At 33.5% G+C, this 19,900-nt stretch carries 14 protein-coding genes and 1 pseudogene; 12 read left to right on the top strand and 3 right to left on the bottom strand.

Translation table 11 applies throughout. From position 1 onward, the window contains the following. Window positions 1-16: 16 nt before the first annotated feature. Window positions 17-2,689: a DNA mismatch repair protein MutS gene (gene mutS, locus BAQ49_RS19810; protein WP_071746749.1), complete on the top strand. Its 2,673-nt coding sequence runs from the start codon at window positions 17-19 to the stop codon at window positions 2,687-2,689. Window positions 2,690-2,697: 8 nt separating this feature from the next. Further along, the gene (gene mutL, locus BAQ49_RS19805; RefSeq protein WP_071746748.1) at window positions 2,698-4,641 is read left to right on the top strand and encodes a DNA mismatch repair endonuclease MutL; all 1,944 of its coding nucleotides are present in this window, start codon (window positions 2,698-2,700) and stop codon (window positions 4,639-4,641) included. A 320-nt stretch (window positions 4,642-4,961) separates the two neighbouring features. Here the strand turns inward: mutL and BAQ49_RS19800 are convergent, their stop codons facing one another. Further along, entirely contained in the window at window positions 4,962-5,150 is a 189-nt protein-coding gene (locus BAQ49_RS19800; RefSeq protein ID WP_071746747.1) for a hypothetical protein, read from the bottom strand. A gap of 556 nt (window positions 5,151-5,706) precedes the next feature. On the opposite strand from BAQ49_RS19800, the gene BAQ49_RS19795 reads away from it, so the two are divergent. Further along, window positions 5,707-8,490, top strand: a complete 2,784-nt coding sequence (locus BAQ49_RS19795) for a dynamin family protein (protein WP_071746746.1) — start codon at window positions 5,707-5,709, stop codon at window positions 8,488-8,490. Between the two features lie 166 nt (window positions 8,491-8,656). Here BAQ49_RS19795 and BAQ49_RS19790 read toward each other — a convergent pair whose 3' ends face one another. Together BAQ49_RS19790 and BAQ49_RS19780 are read right to left on the bottom strand one after the other, a co-directional pair. Then, window positions 8,657-10,576: an LTA synthase family protein gene (locus BAQ49_RS19790; RefSeq protein ID WP_071746745.1), complete on the bottom strand. Its 1,920-nt coding sequence runs from the start codon at window positions 10,574-10,576 to the stop codon at window positions 8,657-8,659. A 533-nt stretch (window positions 10,577-11,109) separates the two neighbouring features. Continuing rightward, window positions 11,110-12,447, bottom strand: coding sequence for an NAD(FAD)-utilizing dehydrogenase (locus BAQ49_RS19780; protein WP_071746744.1), 1,338 nt, complete (start codon window positions 12,445-12,447; stop codon window positions 11,110-11,112). 555 nt (window positions 12,448-13,002) lie between these two features. On the opposite strand from BAQ49_RS19780, the gene BAQ49_RS19775 reads away from it, so the two are divergent. From BAQ49_RS19775 to BAQ49_RS19730, 9 genes and pseudogenes are all read left to right on the top strand, one after another. Further along, the gene (locus tag BAQ49_RS19775) at window positions 13,003-14,718 is read left to right on the top strand and encodes a methyl-accepting chemotaxis protein (RefSeq protein ID WP_071746743.1); all 1,716 of its coding nucleotides are present in this window, start codon (window positions 13,003-13,005) and stop codon (window positions 14,716-14,718) included. A gap of 110 nt (window positions 14,719-14,828) precedes the next feature. Then, a pseudogene (locus BAQ49_RS34345) lies at window positions 14,829-14,948 on the top strand (GntR family transcriptional regulator); the annotation flags it as partial. A gap of 193 nt (window positions 14,949-15,141) precedes the next feature. After that, window positions 15,142-15,336 carry a hypothetical protein gene (locus BAQ49_RS19760; RefSeq protein ID WP_002014626.1) on the top strand — a complete coding sequence of 65 codons (195 nt, stop codon included), beginning with the start codon at window positions 15,142-15,144 and terminating at the stop codon, window positions 15,334-15,336. A 32-nt stretch (window positions 15,337-15,368) separates the two neighbouring features. Further along, on the top strand, window positions 15,369-16,049 hold the full coding sequence (gene bshB2, locus BAQ49_RS19755) for a bacillithiol biosynthesis deacetylase BshB2 (RefSeq protein WP_071746741.1): 681 nt from the start codon (window positions 15,369-15,371) through the stop codon (window positions 16,047-16,049). A 23-nt stretch (window positions 16,050-16,072) separates the two neighbouring features. Further along, window positions 16,073-16,846 (top strand): alpha/beta fold hydrolase, encoded by a 774-nt coding sequence (locus BAQ49_RS19750; protein WP_071746740.1) that lies wholly within the window; start codon window positions 16,073-16,075, stop codon window positions 16,844-16,846. A 68-nt stretch (window positions 16,847-16,914) separates the two neighbouring features. Then, the gene (pdxR, locus tag BAQ49_RS19745; protein ID WP_071746739.1) at window positions 16,915-18,348 is read left to right on the top strand and encodes a MocR-like pyridoxine biosynthesis transcription factor PdxR; all 1,434 of its coding nucleotides are present in this window, start codon (window positions 16,915-16,917) and stop codon (window positions 18,346-18,348) included. Window positions 18,349-18,381: 33 nt separating this feature from the next. After that, window positions 18,382-18,738: a CidA/LrgA family holin-like protein gene (locus BAQ49_RS19740; RefSeq protein WP_071746738.1), complete on the top strand. Its 357-nt coding sequence runs from the start codon at window positions 18,382-18,384 to the stop codon at window positions 18,736-18,738. Window positions 18,739-18,761: 23 nt separating this feature from the next. Then, entirely contained in the window at window positions 18,762-19,433 is a 672-nt protein-coding gene (locus BAQ49_RS19735; protein WP_071746737.1) for an LrgB family protein, read from the top strand. A gap of 21 nt (window positions 19,434-19,454) precedes the next feature. Continuing rightward, the gene (locus BAQ49_RS19730) at window positions 19,455-19,880 is read left to right on the top strand and encodes a YfmQ family protein (protein ID WP_071746736.1); all 426 of its coding nucleotides are present in this window, start codon (window positions 19,455-19,457) and stop codon (window positions 19,878-19,880) included. Window positions 19,881-19,900: the final 20 nt, after the last annotated feature.

Raw genomic sequence — 19,900 nt, 5'->3', positions numbered from 1 at the left:
ATTATGGAGGAAAGACATGACGCAATATACCCCTATGATACAGCAATACTTAAAGGTTAAGGCAGACTATCAAGATGCCTTTTTATTTTTCCGATTAGGTGATTTTTATGAAATGTTCTTTGAAGATGCGGTTAAAGCAGCTCATGAACTTGAAATTACATTAACGAGCCGAGATGGTGGTAGTAGTGATCGTATACCGATGTGCGGTGTACCGCATCATGCAGCTAAAAATTATATTGAACAACTTGTTGAAAAAGGATATAAAGTAGCTGTTTGTGAGCAAGTGGAAGATCCAAAAACAGCTAAAGGTGTAGTACGTCGTGAAGTAGTACAACTAATTACGCCAGGAACGATGATGGAAGGGCGTACAATAGACGAGAAAGAGAATAACTTCTTAGCAGCATTAACACATTTCGAAGATGGATCTTATGCGCTAGCTTGCAATGACTTAACGACTGGACAAAATACAGTGACGTTGTTAACGGGTTCAGTAGAAGATATTTTATTAGAAGTGTATGCAACTGGTTCAAAAGAAATTGTTGTAGATTCTACATTTTCAAAAGATGAATTAAATAAATTAACTGAAACATTAAAAATGACGATTTCGTATGAAGATGCAACAACTATTCCGGAAGGGTTAGAACAGCTTGTGAAAAATGTTTCACAAGCAAAGTTAATTAAAGCGATTGGACGCTTATTTAACTATGTGATAAGAACACAAAAACGTTCGTTAGATCACTTGCAACCAGTGGAAATTTATTATACGAACCAGTTTATGAAAATTGATGTGCATTCAAAGCGAAATTTAGAACTGACAGAAACCCTTCGAACAAAAGAAAAAACAGGATCATTATTATGGCTATTAGATAAAACGAAAACAGCTATGGGTGGTCGTATGTTAAAACAGTGGATGGAACGTCCGCTTATTCAGAAAGAAAAAGTTGAAGAGCGTTTAGAAATGGTTGAAACGTTTGTAAATGATTACTTCTTACGTGAAGATTTAAAAGAAAAGTTAAAAGAAGTATATGATTTAGAGCGTTTAGCAGGGAAAGTTGCATTTGGTAATGTAAATGCACGGGACTTATTACAGTTAAGACGTTCTTTACTTCAAGTACCAGCTATTTTAGAAGCGATTAGTCTTTTAGATAATGCTTATGCAGCTAGATTAATTCAAGGTGCGGATCCATGTGAGAGCTTAACAGAATTGCTAGGAAGAAGTATTCAAGAAAACCCACCGCTTTCTATTAAAGATGGAGATATTATTAAAGACGGTTATAATGACAAGCTTGATCAATATCGTTACGTTAGTAAAAACGGGAAAACGTGGATCGCTGAGCTTGAAAAACGAGAGCGTGATATTACAGGGGTTAAATCATTAAAAATTGGATACAACCGTATTTTCGGCTACTACATTGAAGTGACGAAGGCAAATCTTGCGGCACTTCCAGAAGGGCGCTATGAGCGAAAACAAACACTTGCAAATGCAGAGCGTTTCATAACAGATGAACTAAAAGAAAAAGAAACATTAATCTTAGAAGCAGAAGAGAAAATTGTGCAATTAGAATACGATTTATTTACAGCACTTCGCGAAGAAGTCAAAGTATTCATTCCGAAATTACAGCATTTAGCGAAAGTAATTAGTGAGCTAGACGTACTGCAAAGCTTTGCGACAGTTAGTGAAGAAGAGCAGTTTGTAAAACCTGTTTTAACAACTAAGCGCGAAATCTTTATTAAAGATGGTCGTCATCCTGTCGTTGAAAAAGTATTGAACGGGAAATTGTATGTACCGAATGATTGTATTATGCCGGAGAAGATGGATGTCTTTTTAATTACAGGACCGAACATGTCTGGTAAAAGTACGTATATGAGACAATTAGCACTTGTTACTGTTATGTCACAAATTGGTTGCTTTGTACCAGCGACAGAAGCAGTATTACCTGTCTTCGATCAAATCTTTACGAGAATTGGTGCAGCGGATGATTTAATCTCAGGTCAAAGTACATTTATGGTTGAAATGTTAGAAGCGAAAAATGCAATTGCAAATGCATCAGAAAGAAGTTTAATTTTATTCGATGAAATTGGACGCGGTACATCTACGTATGATGGTATGGCACTTGCACAAGCAATTATTGAACATATTCATGACCAAATTGGCGCAAAAACGTTATTCTCTACACATTATCATGAATTAACAGTGTTAGAAGAAAGTTTAGACCAACTAAAGAATGTACATGTTTCAGCTATTGAAGAGAATGGAAAAGTAGTTTTCCTTCATAAAATTCAAGATGGAGCGGCCGATAAAAGTTACGGAATTCACGTTGCGCAACTTGCTGAATTGCCAGATAGCTTAATCGCTCGTGCGAAAGAAGTGTTAGCGCAGCTAGAAGGACAAGAAGAAATTATTATTCCAAAGCGCACAGAAGTGAAAGTGCAAGAAGTTGCTCCGGAACCTGTAGTTGTAAAAGAAGAACCTGTAGAAATACAAGAAACGAAAGTAGAGACTGAAGAAGAATCACAACTATCTTTCTTTAGTGCAGAAAAGTCTTTGGAAAAACAAGACAAGCTAGTTCTAGATGCAAAAGAAACGGCAGTACTTACACAAATTAAAAAAATTGATTTACTCGATATGACACCTTTAGAAGCGATGAACGAACTGTATCGTTTACAAAAAAAGTTAAAGAAAGGATGAGTAAGTAGATGGGGAAAATTCGCAAACTCGATGATCAACTCTCTAACTTAATTGCGGCAGGGGAAGTAGTAGAGCGCCCTGCCTCAGTTGTAAAAGAACTCGTGGAAAATTCCATCGATGCGAATAGTACATCTATTGAAATCCACTTAGAAGAAGCTGGGTTATCGAAAATTCGCATCATTGATAATGGAGATGGCATTGCAGAAGAAGATTGTATCGTTGCATTTGAACGCCACGCAACGAGCAAAATTAAAGATGAAAATGATCTATTTCGTATAAGAACGCTCGGTTTCCGCGGAGAGGCTCTGCCGAGTATTGCCTCTGTAAGTGAATTGGAATTAATTACAAGCACAGGTGATGCGCCTGGTACACACCTTATTATTAAAGGTGGAGACATTATAAAACAAGAGAAAACAGCGAGCCGAAAAGGAACAGATATTACAGTTCAAAACTTATTCTTTAATACCCCAGCGCGTCTTAAATATATGAAAACGATTCATACAGAGCTTGGGAATATTACAGATATTGTATATCGTATTGCAATGTCACATCCAGAAGTATCGTTAAAGCTGTTTCATAATGAAAAGAAATTGCTTCATACATCAGGAAATGGTGATGTAAGACAAGTGCTTGCAGCGATTTACAGCATTCAAGTTGCGAAGAAGCTAATTCCAATTGAAGCAGAATCTTTAGACTTCACAATTAAAGGGTATGTAACATTACCAGAAGTAACGAGAGCGTCTCGTAATTATATGTCAACGATCGTAAATGGTCGTTACGTTCGAAATTTTGTATTAATGAAAGCAGTTCAGCAAGGATACCATACATTACTGCCAGTCGGACGATACCCAATCGGCTTCTTATCGATTGAAATGGACCCAATGCTTGTTGATGTTAACGTACATCCAGCGAAATTAGAAGTTCGTTTTAGTAAAGAACAAGAGTTGCTAAAGCTGATCGAAGAAACATTGCAAGCTGCATTCAAAAAAATACAACTCATTCCAGATGCTGGTGTAACAACAAAGAAAAAAGAAAAAGATGAAAGTGTGCAAGAACAGTTCAAGTTTGAGCATACAAAACCGAGAGAATCATCCATGCCTAACATCGTTTTACCGACTGGTATGGATGAAAAGCAAGAAGAACTAACGACTGTGAAACAGCCGGCACAACTTTGGCAATCGCCGAAGCAAGAATGGCAACCACCACAGTCACTAGTAAGAGAAGAGCAAAGTTGGCAGTCATCCTCTAAGCCGGTAATAGAAGAAACGGTTCGAGAGGAAAAGGAATGGACTAGCAACGGTGACGATTTTGAATTAGAGGAATTGGAAGAAGAAGTTCACGAAATAAAAGAGATTGAAATGAACGGTAATGACTTACCACCGCTTTATCCAATTGGACAAATGCACGGAACATATATTTTCGCTCAAAATGATAATGGGCTATATATGATTGATCAACATGCAGCGCAAGAACGTATCAATTATGAATACTTCCGTGATAAAGTGGGGAGAGTAGCGCAAGAAGTACAAGAGCTACTTGTACCGTACCGTATCGATTTATCTCTTACTGAATTTTTACGTGTCGAAGAGCAACTAGAAGAACTAAAAAAAGTCGGTCTATTCTTGGAGCAATTCGGCCATCAATCCTTTATCGTCCGTTCACACCCAACGTGGTTCCCGAAAGGACAAGAAACAGAAATCATTGATGAAATGATGGAGCAAGTTGTTAAACTAAAAAAAGTAGATATTAAAAAGTTGCGTGAAGAAGCTGCCATCATGATGAGCTGTAAAGCATCGATTAAAGCAAATCAATATTTAACGAACGATCAAATATTTGCTTTACTTGAAGAACTTCGCACAACAACAAACCCGTATACATGCCCGCACGGAAGACCGATTCTTGTGCATCATTCTACTTATGAGTTGGAGAAGATGTTTAAGAGGGTTATGTAGGGTTAATAAAACTAGGTTTCAAAAGGGAGCAACATTTACTGTTGCTCCCTTTTAATATGTAGAATTAATTGTTAAACGAGAATATGGCGGAGTAATTTTGCAGTTTATTTAAATTTGAGCATATCATACTTAAGATTGTAAGTAGTTTATTTCTTGGCTACGTTAGCTTAAATTTATCTATGTATAAAAAAGCGCTGTATATCAGCACTTTTTAAAAGTACATGAGTTGTATAAGAAAGATTTATACATTACTAAAAACATAACTATGCAAGGTCTAATATAGATTCTTATTTGGCACATTGTTACAAGGATCTATACAATTATTTATTTTTATTATTATTATTAATTTTTTCAGTATAGAGCACCTGTTCTTTGTAGTGTTTTTTAATTGGGAAATTATGTGTATCTGTGCCGTTCTTGAATTTTTTATCAATGGGGTTCTTTAGAGGAACTGTTGTAGTTTCTGTAAATTCATATGGGTAATTTATTTTAGATTTATCTTCAAACATGAAAATGCCTCCTTTTTAGGATTTCCTAAATTCTTTACTATAACATGATATGCATATAGATTTTTTTGGGACTAGTTATTTATATAGGTTAGAGGAATTTAATTACATAACTACTGAAATATTTTAAAGGAAAGTAATTCGGCTGAAGCAAAGAAATTAAGTGGGAGATCAACTGCCACCCAATTGGTATAGGCTAATAATCAGTAGGGGATGGACACCCACACTGATTAAAGTTTTACTTTATCAGTAAAGTAAACAATGCATATATATTCGTTATAGATTGTTTTTATAATATGACTTATATGGAGTTTTCCTGATAATATAATGTGGAATATTATATTGTTATTAGGTTATTAGGAACATTTAATGTTGTTTCACAACTGAAAGGGAATTGAAAAAAAACTGCAACTTTTCTCATAAAAATTCAATCTTACTTGAAAAATGAAAGGAAAATGAAATTTTCCAACAGGAATTCTTTGTTAAGATAAAAAGCATACATACAAAAAAGTATTGACATATCTCAAAAATGTAATTTCAAGATATGGTGGGGGAAAAGATGAGATTAGAAAAACAATTAATAAAAAAGATGTACTATGAAACATTCCTAATGGAGAATGAAACACAACCACCTCTTCAAGTACTTGGAGAAGCTTATGTAAATGAAGAAAAAAATGAAATTTCCGATGGATCTTATATTCGTTTTGCACAGGGTGAATTTTATTATCATCATCAAGATTTTGAAGCAGCTATTTTTAAATGGGAGAAAGTTAGTAATGAATTAGCACCATGGGCACAAAAAAATATTGCGGATGCTTACTTCGAACTTAACAGATTATCAGTTGCTGAAAATGTGTATACTTCCATTACTACTGATAATAAAATATTGATGACCGAAATTGGACTGCAATTACTTTCTCTTTACATCGAGCAGAATAATTTTGATTCAGCTTTCACTGTTATAAAAGAAGCGGTTTCTTTAAACCCTGATTATCCAAATGTCACAATCATTGCCCGTTCCTTTTATGAGGAACAGCAAGATTTTGATAGTGCAGTAGAGCTTGCTGTGAATGAGTTAATTCGAACAGAATCTTATCCGTGGTTTGAGGTGCTAAAAGGATATATCGATAAAGGATTTACTAAAAATATTTCACCAGATTATTTTTATGAAGTATTAGTGACATTAAATAATGTAGATCAAGTGCAATTTACGCAAATGGTTTCATCACTTTGGAACAGTTATAAAAATGAACAAAATTACTTATTATGGCTTAATACAATAAATGAATTTTTCATACATATCGAAATACATTCGTCCGATATATGGGACAAAATTTCTTCTCTTTACGAAGAAACGTACTTTGAATTAATTCAAGGTCAATATATGCTTAGACAATTACACGATATCATTCCAAATCTGTTAACAAATTGGTTAAAGGTAGTCAATCCGTCTCATGCTGTATTTCCATCAGCAGCTGTATTGGCATGGAATGAGATTTTTCCTTCCAAAATAGATTCAGCAAATATAAAGCATGCGGAAGACCTACTGTCATATTCTATTAATCATGTGAATGGCTTAGAGTATAGTTTACATCTTTTTGAATCTATTACACAGTGGGCACAAAAGCATGAAATAGAAATGGGTCACAGATTTAGATGGTTAGTTGGCGAGCTTGCAGATTTAAAAACAAATCGTATTTTAGTAACGGGAACGTCAGGAAACGGAAAAACTGCATTTATTAACTCTATATTAGGAGAAAATATATTAGAAAACTCAATCTCAAATGTAGTAGTTTTAAAAAATGATGCCCATACAGAAATTAACGCTATAACAGATTCAGCCATTACAACAACTGAAAATTTCTATGATTACCATAATATGATGGCAGTGCACCATCAAACATATAGAGATAGAGCATGTGTTGAATTTAAATTACCATGCAGATTTTTAAGTAAAAATAAACTTACATTCGTAGTTACACCTGGATTTAATAGGAATAACGATACTAGGGATGAGATATTTGAATATTTAAATTCGGTAGATGAATTATTGTTCGTATTGAATGCGGATTCACCTTTTACTGATAAAGAACGTGATATTCTATTAGGTATTCAAGAACATACACCAAATCTACAAATTCATTTCTTGTTAAATAAAATCGATAACATTTACAGTGAAGCAGAAATAAAAAGGGTTTTACATGATACGCAAGCGAGAATAAACGCATATTTCCCGCATGCGAGAATTTTCCCTTACTCTTCGTTATATACAAGTAGTCAACAACTAAATGATTTAACTGAGTTTATTCGTTTTAACTTTAACCATAAAAATATCGATGCAGAACGTACTGAAAAGTTAGTGTTTTTCATTCGAAAAACAATTACATATCTTTTGGATAAGCGTGTTGAGAAGGAAAACAATATAGTGGATGCTATTAAGTGGAATGAGGATATGTTAGTTAAACTAAATGGTAGCATTAATAACCTTACTGCATTTGAGAAGGAAAAAATTCATTTCATTACAGAATCATATCGTACAATGAAAAACGAAATTACTAATGATCTTACAGAACATATTCCGAAACTATTGCAGAGTTGTTCCGATTTAATTAGTGAAGAAAGCGATTTCGGACACATTGATACGGAACTAAATACAGCGATGAACGAAAGAGTGCACAAATATTTAGAACAAACTGTATTACCTAACCTTGCTCGTTCTATGCAAAATTGGATTGCAACTTCTAATACTGAGTTCCTTCAAAGTCAATCGTACTTAGAAGAGCTCAGTGAAGGACTTAATTCTTTATTTGGAGAAAATCGAATACAGTTAGAATGTGACTTTAAAGTACTGGATGACTGGCGCAGAGATACTGATAGAATGACGACTAGAATACAAATGGAAGAAGTAAATATTTTACGCCGATTTACGCCAGCACAATTTTTACTGAAAAGTGCCGGTAAATTATTTGGAGTTCTTCCAAAGAATAGAGCTATGCTATATAACAAATACAAACAGTATGTAGAAAATGAAGATTATACGGAAGTAACGGCTTCTATTATGAATAAATTTTTCTTGCAATTTGAGCTGTTTGAAAACACGCAAGAGCGAGATATTAATATGTTCTTTAGGAATCCATTTATCTCCTTGAAACAAGCTATAGAAAATACTCATTTAGAAATACAAGAAAAACAAGAGATATTACATAAAATGAAATCAAATCCTGAAGTCTATCATGATTCTATAACGCTCTTTGAATTGAGATTACGTCAATGTGAAGTAATCTTAAATATAGGTGAGGAACATGCCTATACAGATTTAACTGTAGAAACAACTATAGAATAAACGTAAAACAACTCCAAATTATATAATGAAAGTGGATTTTGGAGTTGTTTTTTTGCTTACATCCGTATAATATGTCAGGTCTTTTTTATATCAAATTGCATCATCTGTTATAAGAGAGTAAAAAGGGAGCAACCGTAATGGGGTGCTCCCTTTCCATATATATAGATTATTTTTCAGTTTCTTTAATTTTAGTTTGTACTTCGCCAGTTTTCATTTTATTACTTTCAGAGAAACGTAATAAATCGCCTCCAATAATTTTATCAGACATTCGTAATTCGTTTTGTGCACGGTTAATGAGTGCTTGTGCTTCTTTTTTTGGTAAATCTACAATTTCACCTGTTATGCGGTCATAGAAAGTGTGATTTTTGTATGCATACTTGTCTGTAATAAAGCTACCATCACGTAAAACAACAAAACCGGTATATTCATCTGAAAACATATCATGGCCAAAACTGATATCGTTAGTAGTATCAATCCCTAATAAATTTAGAATAGTAGGTTTCATATCGATTTGTCCCGTAGGCTTTGAAATAGTTTGACCTTCTGTTTGGCCAGGGATATGAATATATAAAGGTGTGCGTTGTAAATTTAAAGCATCAAATTCTGTTATTTGATCTTTTTCTAAAAACTGTGCCATTGCGCGATTATGTTTTTCAGAAATGCCATAATGATCACCATATAACACAATAATAGAATCATCATACATTCCCTCGGCTTTTAAACGCTCAATAAATTTTTTAATTGATTCGTCTAAGTAACGTGCTGTTACGATGTAACGATCAAATACGCCATTACCAGAGTTGTAAGGTTCAATGAATTTTGTATCTTCATCATACGTAAATGGATAATGATTTGTTAAAGTAAGGAAACGAGCATAAAATGGTTGATCAACAGTTTTTAATATATCTACTGATTGATCAAAGTATTCGATATCTTTTAATCCCCAATTTAAATTTGTTTCGGGTGTAATTTTGTAATCAAGCTCATTATAGTAACGATCATAACCAAGAGCAGAGTACATGATATTACGATTCCAAAATGTTGCGTTATTCGCATGGAATACAGAAGTAAAATAGCCTTGCTGACGTAAAATTTCTGGAGTCGCAGTATAATCGTTGTTACCGTGCGTGAAGAATACAGCTCCTCGATTTAATGGATACAACGATGTATCTATTAGAAATTCAGAATCTGATGTTTTTCCTTGCCCAGTTTGGTGGAAAAAGTTATCAAAGTAATAGCTTTCATTTATGAATTCATTCAAGAACGGTGTAACTTCTTGACCATTGACGGATGCACCTATTAAAAAGGTTTGCAAGGATTCAAGAGTAACGACAATTACGTTTTTTCCTTTCGCTACACCAAACATATTAGGATTTGGTTCACTTTGGTTTGCTTTTACGTAGTTTTCAGTTTCTTGTAATTTACTACTATCTGCAAGTGCCTTTTGGGATCCTGCTTTTACTTGTAGTGTTAAATCATATACTTGATGAGTGTATAGTCCTAAATTTTTCACAAGCATTACGCGGTCGAAGGATCTCGTTAATAATTCAGGTCGTTCTTTTTCTGCAAGATGTAGATTCGCAAAAAATACACCAATCGTTAAAAGAAAATATAATAAGCGTGCAGAATGAGTTACACGTTCTGTTTTAAAGACTATTGCTTTCTTTTTTAATAAAATAAAGAAGAAAATAATGTCTACGAATGCGAGTATAATTTTGTAGTTCAATATTTCTATAATACTGCCGCCTAATTGGCCAAAGTTTGATGTTTGTCCAAGTACTGGCAATGTAACGAAATCATTATAAAAATCATAGAACATTACATTCCCAACAAGTACGATTGTTAATAAGAAATTAATACATAGCGCTATATAATTTCTCTTTTCACCGGTTGCAAATAATGCTAATCCAACAAATGCTAACGATGCAGCGAGAGGGCTAATAAACAAAATAAGTTCTTGTGTAGAAGACTCAATTTTTAAATCAAAACTGAATCGCGTAATAAGATATGTTTTTAACCATACTGCTAAAGCAATTATTATAACAAAGCTTATATTTTGCATTTGTAAATTTATTTTATTCTTCATTTTTACACCTTCTTTATAGAGTTTATTTAACTAATGTTATATATTATATTTTTATAACTATTAGAGTGTGGTGAACCATTTAGATTATATTTTTCTAAAGGTAATAATTTGAAGTATTCGTATACATACAATGGGGAATTTTAAAGCGAAGTAACATAAAACTAACTCTTGTTTAGAAACGGAGCAAAAAAAGTCATAGTTATAGTGACTTATAGACATCCTAACATATTAAACACTATGATGATGTTACAAAATATTGAACAAATGAAAGTGAAGATGAATAGATACTTTTGAAATTCAGGTAGTTAGAATTTAAATGAAAGGGGAGTGTAACGAAGCGATTATATGAATTAGTAGAAAACTACATTCTATATAGAATGTAGTTTTTCGTATATATTTCATGTATCCCATAAAATACTGATTTTTTTTGGGTTAATCATCAGAGAGAGATAAAAATTTCATTATCGTTATTACTAAATAAGTAAAATGTTGGTGAAACTTAAAATATTTGACTGGCATCTTAATTAAAGAGTTTAAAGGGCAGATAAATATTTTCCAACATACAGACCGCTTGCAGCTGCTTGAGATAATGAATGAGTGACGCCTGAACAATCTCCAACTAAAAATAATCCATTTATACTTGTTTCAAAATGGTTATTGGTTTTTATTGTAGGGGCATAGAACTTTCCGTCAATTCCATATAATAAAGTATCTTGATCGATAGGTTCTCGGGTAAAGTGTTCTAAGCGTAATAAAAATTCTTTGAGTCCATCAATATATAATGGAGGAATTTCTTTATGCAAATCTCCATAATCTCCGTGTAGTGTAGGTTGTATACGATTATGTGTCATATCTTTTTCCGTAGTAGGTTGTTTCTTTATTAAGTCCTCTAAGCGCTGTATAACAATCCGATCTCGTCCTTGGTTAATGCTTTTAATAATTGAACTTGCGTATACATTTGCTTCTTTGAGAGTTAGAAAATAGCGCGGGATAAATAAAGTGAAATTTAAATTAGAAGTGCCAGTTTCTTGCTCTCGGAAATTTTGACCGTCAGGCATAATCAAGCCGTCTTCGTACTTTCGAATAATGCGTCCTTTTGGATTCATACAGTAAGTAGTTGCTGTGAAGTTTTCGCCTTGATAAGAAAGTTTCGTCTCAAATGTATCTTTTAATATAGAACGTAATTGGTGTTCTTTCATCTCTACTCTAATACCTAAATCTACACGAGTTTGCTCTTGAGAAATATTTAGAGAAGTGCACATTTCTTTTAACCAATCCGCCCCGGAACGCCCTGTTGCAAATACTAGTTGCTTAGAATGAACTGTTCCTTGATTTGTTTCTATTTTAAAATGATCATTTTGTTTACTGATATGTTGTACATCTATATGAAATTGGATATTTATTTTCGTAAGTAAAAATTCATAGAGCAGCTGGAAAATGTTACTTGAAAGTGCAGTACCAAGATGCCTTACTTCAGTTGTTAGCATTTGTAAACCACACGCTTCAGCTCTCTTAGTGAGATTTAGATTTTCTGTAGAATATTTTGAAACTGAATTTCCGCCAAACTGACATAGAATTTCATCTACTTCATCCATGAGTTGTATAAAGCCTTCTTTACCTACCTTTTGCTCAAGTCCGCCTCCAAAACCGTTTGTGTAATTAAATTTCCCTTCAGATTTTCCTAAACCACCAAGCCCGAAATATTTATCACATGTATTACAATTACACGTTTTCCCTTGGTCTAAAGGACAATTCCGATGTTCTAGCGGTTTACCTTTATCAAGAATTAAAATATTTTTGTTACTTTGAGCTAATGAATAAGCCGTAAAAATACTGCTTACGCCAGCGCCGATAATAGTAATGTCATACATATTTTTTCACCTGCTAACGAATAGTTTGTTTTTTATTTTCTTAGTGTATAACACTTTTATGAAGTTAAGAAATAGCTTTTATTAATAAAGAGGGCGTTTTTGAACTTGATGCTTTTTTAATTTCTCCGAGTGGTGGAGTAAATACAAATGTTTTTATTTGAAAGAAGAAATAGTTTTAAATGATCACTATGTCATATGATTAATAAAATCTTACATATAAAAAAACAGACCTTTTAAGTGAAGAGGTCTGTTAATGATTTCAAATCTTATTTAGCGAAGACGTGGTTACCGATTCTCTATCAAGAAGTTATAAGTACTAATAAGTCACTTTCATTTTCACCATAATTTCATAGAAACAATGTAACTCTATTAAAAGTTTTGTAGAATTCCCATAAGACTTTTTAGTATTTGATATTATGAGAATCAAAGTTCTTTGAATAGGTTTATATAGTTAATATAATAACTTAATACAATTATAAGATTGATACGAAATAAATGTCGATTATTGTTGTAATATGAAACATATAAACATAATATACAGATTAGGTGGATTTGTTGTTTTTTATTAAAAATAGTAAAATTGGAACGAAATTAAATGTGTTAGTCATTATATCGAGTTTGGCTTGTATCATGTTATCTTCACTGGGGTTTTTAGGGCTTCAAAAAGGTGAAAATACATCTTCTAGTATGTATGACGAAAGGCTATTACCAATTCAATGGATAGGAATTGTAGAATCAAATTTTTACCATGCTAATATGAATTTTATGGAGATTATGATATCGAAAGATGAAAACAGAATGAAAGAACTAATAACAGAAATAGATAAGACTAGGAAAGAAAGTGATGAGTTATTAAAACAATTTGAAGCTAGAATTAGTTCTCATAAAGAAAAGAACTTGTATAATGCATTTCAAAGTCAATTCAAAGATTTAAGAATGCAAATGGAGAAAGCACAGGACTTGGGACTGACTAATAATGAAGAAGCGTATAGCTATTATTTAAAAGAAATTGAACCTAATATGGGAAAAACAATTCAGTCTATTCGTGAACTTATTTTACATAATAATACCGCGGCTGAACAATTACAAAAAGAGAATATTAATAGTGTGAGAAATACAATAATAACATTTGTAATTATTTCATTTGTTGGAATCATAATAATCATTTTTATTGGTTTTATAATAAAAAATGCTATAAAAAAACCAATTGTATTATTACAAAAAGATATGGAACGAGTATCTGCTGGAGATTTAACAATTCGAACTTCTTATAAATCCGAGAACGAATTAGGCCGTATTGTACAATCCTTTAATAGTATGTTAGATAACTTGCAACAATTAATCGGTCAGGTAAAGGTTACAGCGAAAGAAGTAATTATTTCAACTGAAAATATGCTACAAGAGACAAAAACGGCAGCACATATATCAAACGAGGTTGTTCGAACTACTTCTGAAGTAAATAAAGAAATAGAGGGACAAGTGACTAGTATTCAAGAAAGTTCAACTTCGATGGAAGAAATTGCAACTGGAGTTCAAACAGTAGCTGAATCTTCAGCGATGGTTGCTGAAGTTGCTGTTGCAACAATAGACCAAGCAAATTTTGGTAGTGAAGTTATAAAACAATCTATTCGTCAAATGAATAGTGTGAATGAAGTTGTCGAAGAAACTTCTAAGGTCATTGATAGACTTGTTACGCGTACACAACAAATTGAAGAAGCGCTAGATATTATTACTAATATTGCGGAACAAACGAATTTACTTGCCTTAAATGCAGCAATTGAGGCAGCACGCGCCGGAGAAAATGGAAAAGGATTTGCAGTAGTTGCAGCTGAAGTAAGAGGTCTGGCGGAGAAATCTAAAACATCTGTAAATGATATAAATAATTTATTACGCTTTATACATCAAGATACACAGGATACAGTTCATGTAATGAAAAAAGGTCAACAACAGGCTAGTGGTGGTAAAGAAGCAGTACATAAGGCAGAACTCGCATTTTCATCTATTATGCAAGATATTAATAGAATAACGTCCCAAATTCAAGAAGTGTCTGCTGCCACAGAAGAAATGTCTGCTGGGACAGAAGAAGTGAATGCCTCTTTATCAATAGTTTCTGAAACTGCAACACAAGTCGCACAAGAAACGAATCGAACGGTACAATCAATTCAAGCACAAGCCACATTGATTCAAGAAATAACGACGAAATCTAATGAAATGAAAAAGAAAGTCGAAAATTTAGAAATGCTAATTTCACAATTCATTATTGAAGAATAAGTCTGTTAACATTTACGCATGTTTACTTGCCTGCTTATAGTGTGGATGATTAAAAAGAAAATGTACTAGCAGCAAATCATGCGAATGAATATGAAACGTATTGGTACTATGATCCAGCGCTCCTTATTGAAAATACAGTTTATCTTGTAAATGGAACAATTTTCGAGCTATCTCAATCAATGTTTCATTATGAAAGGACCAAACTTTTAAATCGAATTAATTTTAATTGAAAATGAATATAAGTAGCCTTATAAAAAAGCAACTGGTCCTAAGTGAGCAGTTGCTTTTTATATTTAAAGTGGATGAGCAAAAAAACACAAAAGTGGTTGGTCCGTTTTTTACAAACATCTATTATGATAAGAGAAGAAAGGTAGTATTTTATTCATGCTTTAAAATAGACTGGCCTTAGAGAGGTGAAAGACAATGAGTTTTGCGATTTCACTAGTTGTTATTATTGTAGTTGTATCACTATTTGGGACCGTACTAGTCGCACGAAATGTAGAAGAGAATTACGGTAAGTCTACAAAGAGGAATGTAAAAAACTTATCTGCTATCTATATCATTCTTCTTTTAGGGCTTCTTGTGGGAGTTACTTGGTATGCGGTCGTTATTTTATAGAGTGTGTATATGATGGAGGAGTTAATGTATTGATGAAAAATGAGCGCCATGTTTTAGTTGTTTTCCCGCATCCAGATGATGAGTCGTATTGTGTGGCGGGAACAATTTTGGCTTATACGGAGCAGAAAGTCCCTCTTACCTACGTTTGCTTAACGCTTGGTGAAATGGGGAGAGCGATAGGGAATCCACCTTTTGCAACTCGTGAATCTTTATATACTATTAGAGAAAAAGAGTTAAAGCGAGCTACAAATATTTTAGGGATTGAAGATTTACGTATGATGGGATATCGTGATAAAACTCTTGAATTTGAAGAGCCTGGAAAATTAAAAAGCTTGATTCAAAACTGTATTGAAGAATTGAATCCTTCTGTAGTTATTTCTTTCTATCCTGGGTATGCAGTTCATCCAGATCACGATGCAACAGGGGAAGCAGTAGTAGAGGCCTTAGCTAATATTTCAGAAAGTAAACGACCAGCCTTTTATGCTGTAGCTTTTTCGAAAAATCATGAAGACGAAATAGGACCTCCAGATTTTAAAAATGAAGTGAAAAAATATGTTCCGAAAAAATTGGAAGCATTACGAGCACATGCATCACAATTTACAACTAAAGTGGATGAGCTGGAAAGAGAGTATGAAGACGGTATTTCAGGCACAGTCGAGTGGTTAGAAAGAGAACCGTTTTGGATATATCCATTCAAAGATAAGAATGAGTGATACGACAGCTGAAGGTGATGAATATGTATTTTGAATATAATAATCGAAAGGTTTTTTACAATATAGAAGGATCTGGTCCTGTTATATTGTTTTTACATGGCCTTGGAGGAAACTCAAACAATTGGCTATATCAAAGGCAATATTTTAAGAAAAGTTGGACAGTGGTTTCAATTGATTTACCTGGACATGGGAAATCTGAAGGACTAGAAATTAGCTTTAAAGAATACTCAAATGTTTTGTATGAGTTATGCAATTATTTAAAGTTACAAAAAGTAGTCATTTGCGGCCTTTCAAAAGGGGCTAGAGTCGGTATCGATTTTTCCATTCAATATCCAAGTTTTGTTTCTAGCTTAATTGTTGTAAATGCATTTCCCTATTTGGAACCAATAGATAAGAAAAAACGACTTGAAGTATATGATTTACTTAGCTTACATGATAACGGAAAAACATGGGCGGATACATTATTGAAGGCGATGGGAGTAGAAGGTAATGAAGGAATCGTTCGAGGATTTTATCAATCTTTACAGTCTATTAACACGGTGCATATTCAAAGGTTATTTGCTGAATTAGTTGATTATGATCAAAGACTGTTTCTTTCAAATATTTCATGTCCTGCTTTAATTATAAGAGGGAGAAATGATGATTTTGTCCCAGAAAAATATGTAAGAGTGTTTGAAAAGTATTTAAAAAATACAACTTTCATTGAGTTTAAAAATAGCGGGCACTTGCCTTATTTAGAACAGCCGACTAGCTTTAATATAACAGTAGAAACATTTTTATATCATGCGCTTAATTAATACTATTGTTACAGTGAATACTGTTATTAATGAGTAAGGTATAGTTAGTTTTGAGAGGAGGCAACTATATGGAATGGAAACCAAATCGTGCAGATAAGACACCTGTATATAAACAAATTGCTGATTATATTGAAAGAGGTATTTCTTCAGGTGAATTTCCTTCTGATAGTAAGTTACCTTCTGAGCGTATGTTAGCAAAGGAATTACAAGTGAACCGGAGCACAATAGTAGCTGCATATGAAGAATTAAAATCACTTGGAGTAGTAGAACGGCAAAAAGGAAGCGGAACACGGGTAAATACAGATATATGGGGTGTGTCACATAAACGAATACCGAACTGGGGTAGGTACGTTGAGGATGGATCGTTCTTACCTAATGTACCACTTGTTCAACAAATTCGAACGGAAACACAAAAAGATGACTTAATTAATTTAGCGAGTGGTGAATTGTCACCGGAATTAATTCCAAGTGATAGATTCCGAACGATTTTGTCGGAGAAAACATTTATGGAAAACCTTGGTTATGACCATCCACTTGGAAATGAAATGTTGAGAAAAACAATTGCAGCACATGTTCAGCAATATAAACAAATTGAAGCAGATTCAAGTTCTATACTTATTACATCTGGAGCACAACAGGCGCTGAATCTTATCGTTCAATGTTTATTAAAACCTGGTGATGCGATTGCAATTGAGGATCCGTCGTATTGTTTCTCACTTCCGATGTTTAAATCCGCTGGTTTAAAAATATTCCATTTACCTGTTGATCAGCACGGAATGAATCCAGATGATTTAATTGATTTGCACAAAAAGCATCGTATTCGTATGGTCTTTCTGAATCCAGATTATCAAAATCCAACTGGTACTGTGCTTTCAGTAGCGAGACGTAAAAAAATTCTAGAACTGTCTTCTGAATACGGTATACCGATTGTTGAAGATGATCCATATAGCTTAACTTCTTTTAATGGAGAAGTGAATCCCACATTAAAATCAATGGATCAAAATGGGAATGTTCTTTATGTAAGTTCATTATCAAAAATTGTTGCATCAGGATTACGTATTGGTTGGGTAATTGGTCCTACACGCGTAATAGAACGTTTAGCAGATGCGAAGCAACAAGTTGATTTTGGTCATAGTGTATTTACACAGTGGGTAGCAAATCAATTTTTAGAATCAGAAGATTTTCATGCGCATATTACAATGCTTCGTGGACAATTGAAACAAAGAAGAGATGAGTTAATTAAAAAGCTTGAAGAATTATTAGGGGACCGAGTTGAATTTTTCGTTCCGGAGGGCGGAATACATTTATGGTGCAAAGTGCAAGGAACGTTTGATGAATATCATTTGTTAGGTGAATCGATACGAAATGGTGTAGCATTCGTTCCGGGAAGTGTTTTAGGTTCTAAAAGTGAATATATTCGTTTTACTTTTGGGAGAGTAGACGTAGAACAAATTCAACTGGGAATTATGAGGTTTGCAGAAACGTTAAATGAGATTTCGTAATAGTGATGCTCGATATTGAAATGAGGGAAAAAAATGAAGTACGTGACGCTTTTACTTCAAGTAGGCGTGCTATATGTATTTAGCTTAGCTGGAACGTGGATTCAGGGAGTATTCCATCTATCGATGCCAGGAAGTTTAATTGGGATGTTAATGCTGTTCTTGCTCCTCTCCACTCGTATTTTACCGTTAAAATGGTTTGAGGTAGGTGCAGAAAAGTTAATAATATTTTTACCATTATTTCTAATTCCTTCGACAACTGGGTTAATGGAATATGGGTCTTTTCTTTTTAGTAAGGGGAGTATTATATTTCTTTTAGTTGTTGCAAGTACGATAGTAACATTGATTGTTTCAGGGTATGTAAGTCAATTGTTAGTAACATCAAAAAAATAAAATCGACAAGGTGCGCTATTCAAATGGTCTTTATTATTATTACTGTAGTAATATATTTATTCGCGACAAAGCTGTATAAAAAATATACGTTTCCATTTACGTTACCGGTATTAACAGTTACAACAATTATGATTTGTTTATTCCTTATTTTCGGAATCTCTCATCATGAGTATAAGGAAAATGGAGGAGACATTCTTTCAGGCTTCTTGAGCCCTGCAATTGTAGCGTTAGCTATACCTCTATTTAAAGAGCGCAAGATACTGATAAAAAACTTTTTATCGATACTAATTGGCGTATTGATAGGTATAGTAGCTTTAACGATTATGAATGTAGCACTTGGTAGAATTTTAAATATAGATAAGGAACTTATACTAACAACGCTCCCGCAATTAGCGACAATGCCAATTGCCATTTCATTAGCGGATCAAATTGGTGGTATTCCATCTATGACTTCTAGCTTTGTAGTTGTTGCAGGAATAACAGGTGCTATTATCGGACCAACAGTACTTAAGTTTTTTCGTATAACAAGTACGATTGGAAAAGGCGTTGGAATGGGCTGCGCCTCACATATTATCGGTGTGAGTCGTCTAGTGAAGGAAGGCGAGAAAGAAGCGACTATCGGTTCGGTAACGATGATTGTAACAGGAATACTCATTAGTATATTCATACCGTATGGAACGAAATTTATATTTTAAAATGTAATGGAGATGATAAAAGTGACAACATGGTTTATAGTTACATTATTTATTTTTGGTTCTCTTAAAGTACTAGTTTCTAGTATGCCAACTTCTGTTGTAGAATCTATTATTAGTAGATTTGAATTACATCAAAAACTTGAGGAGGAGAATACCTCTATATCGATAGATGGAAAAAATATAGAGGGAGAAATGAAACTACAAGTTATTAACGAATTTAATGAGGCCTTATTTTTGGATAAACATTATTTTCCGCCGCACGGTGAAGGAACACCAATAGTCATTGATACGAAGAAAGGGAATAAAAATATTAGATTTTCTCTATATAGCTATGAGGAACATGTTGATGTAATAAAGCAATATAAAAAGAAAGTCGTTGCCTATCGTTTGCGCTCTAAAAGTCTTCAAACTCTTGCACCATTAGCCATAACTGAAGATTATGCTTAAGAAGAGACCTATAATGGTCT

This window comes from Bacillus proteolyticus (assembly GCF_001884065.1).
GTDB classification, from domain to species: Bacteria; Bacillota; Bacilli; order Bacillales; family Bacillaceae_G; genus Bacillus_A; species Bacillus_A proteolyticus.
The sequence above is the reverse complement of the archived record's forward strand: the minus strand, read 5'-3'. Positions and strand labels throughout refer to the sequence as shown.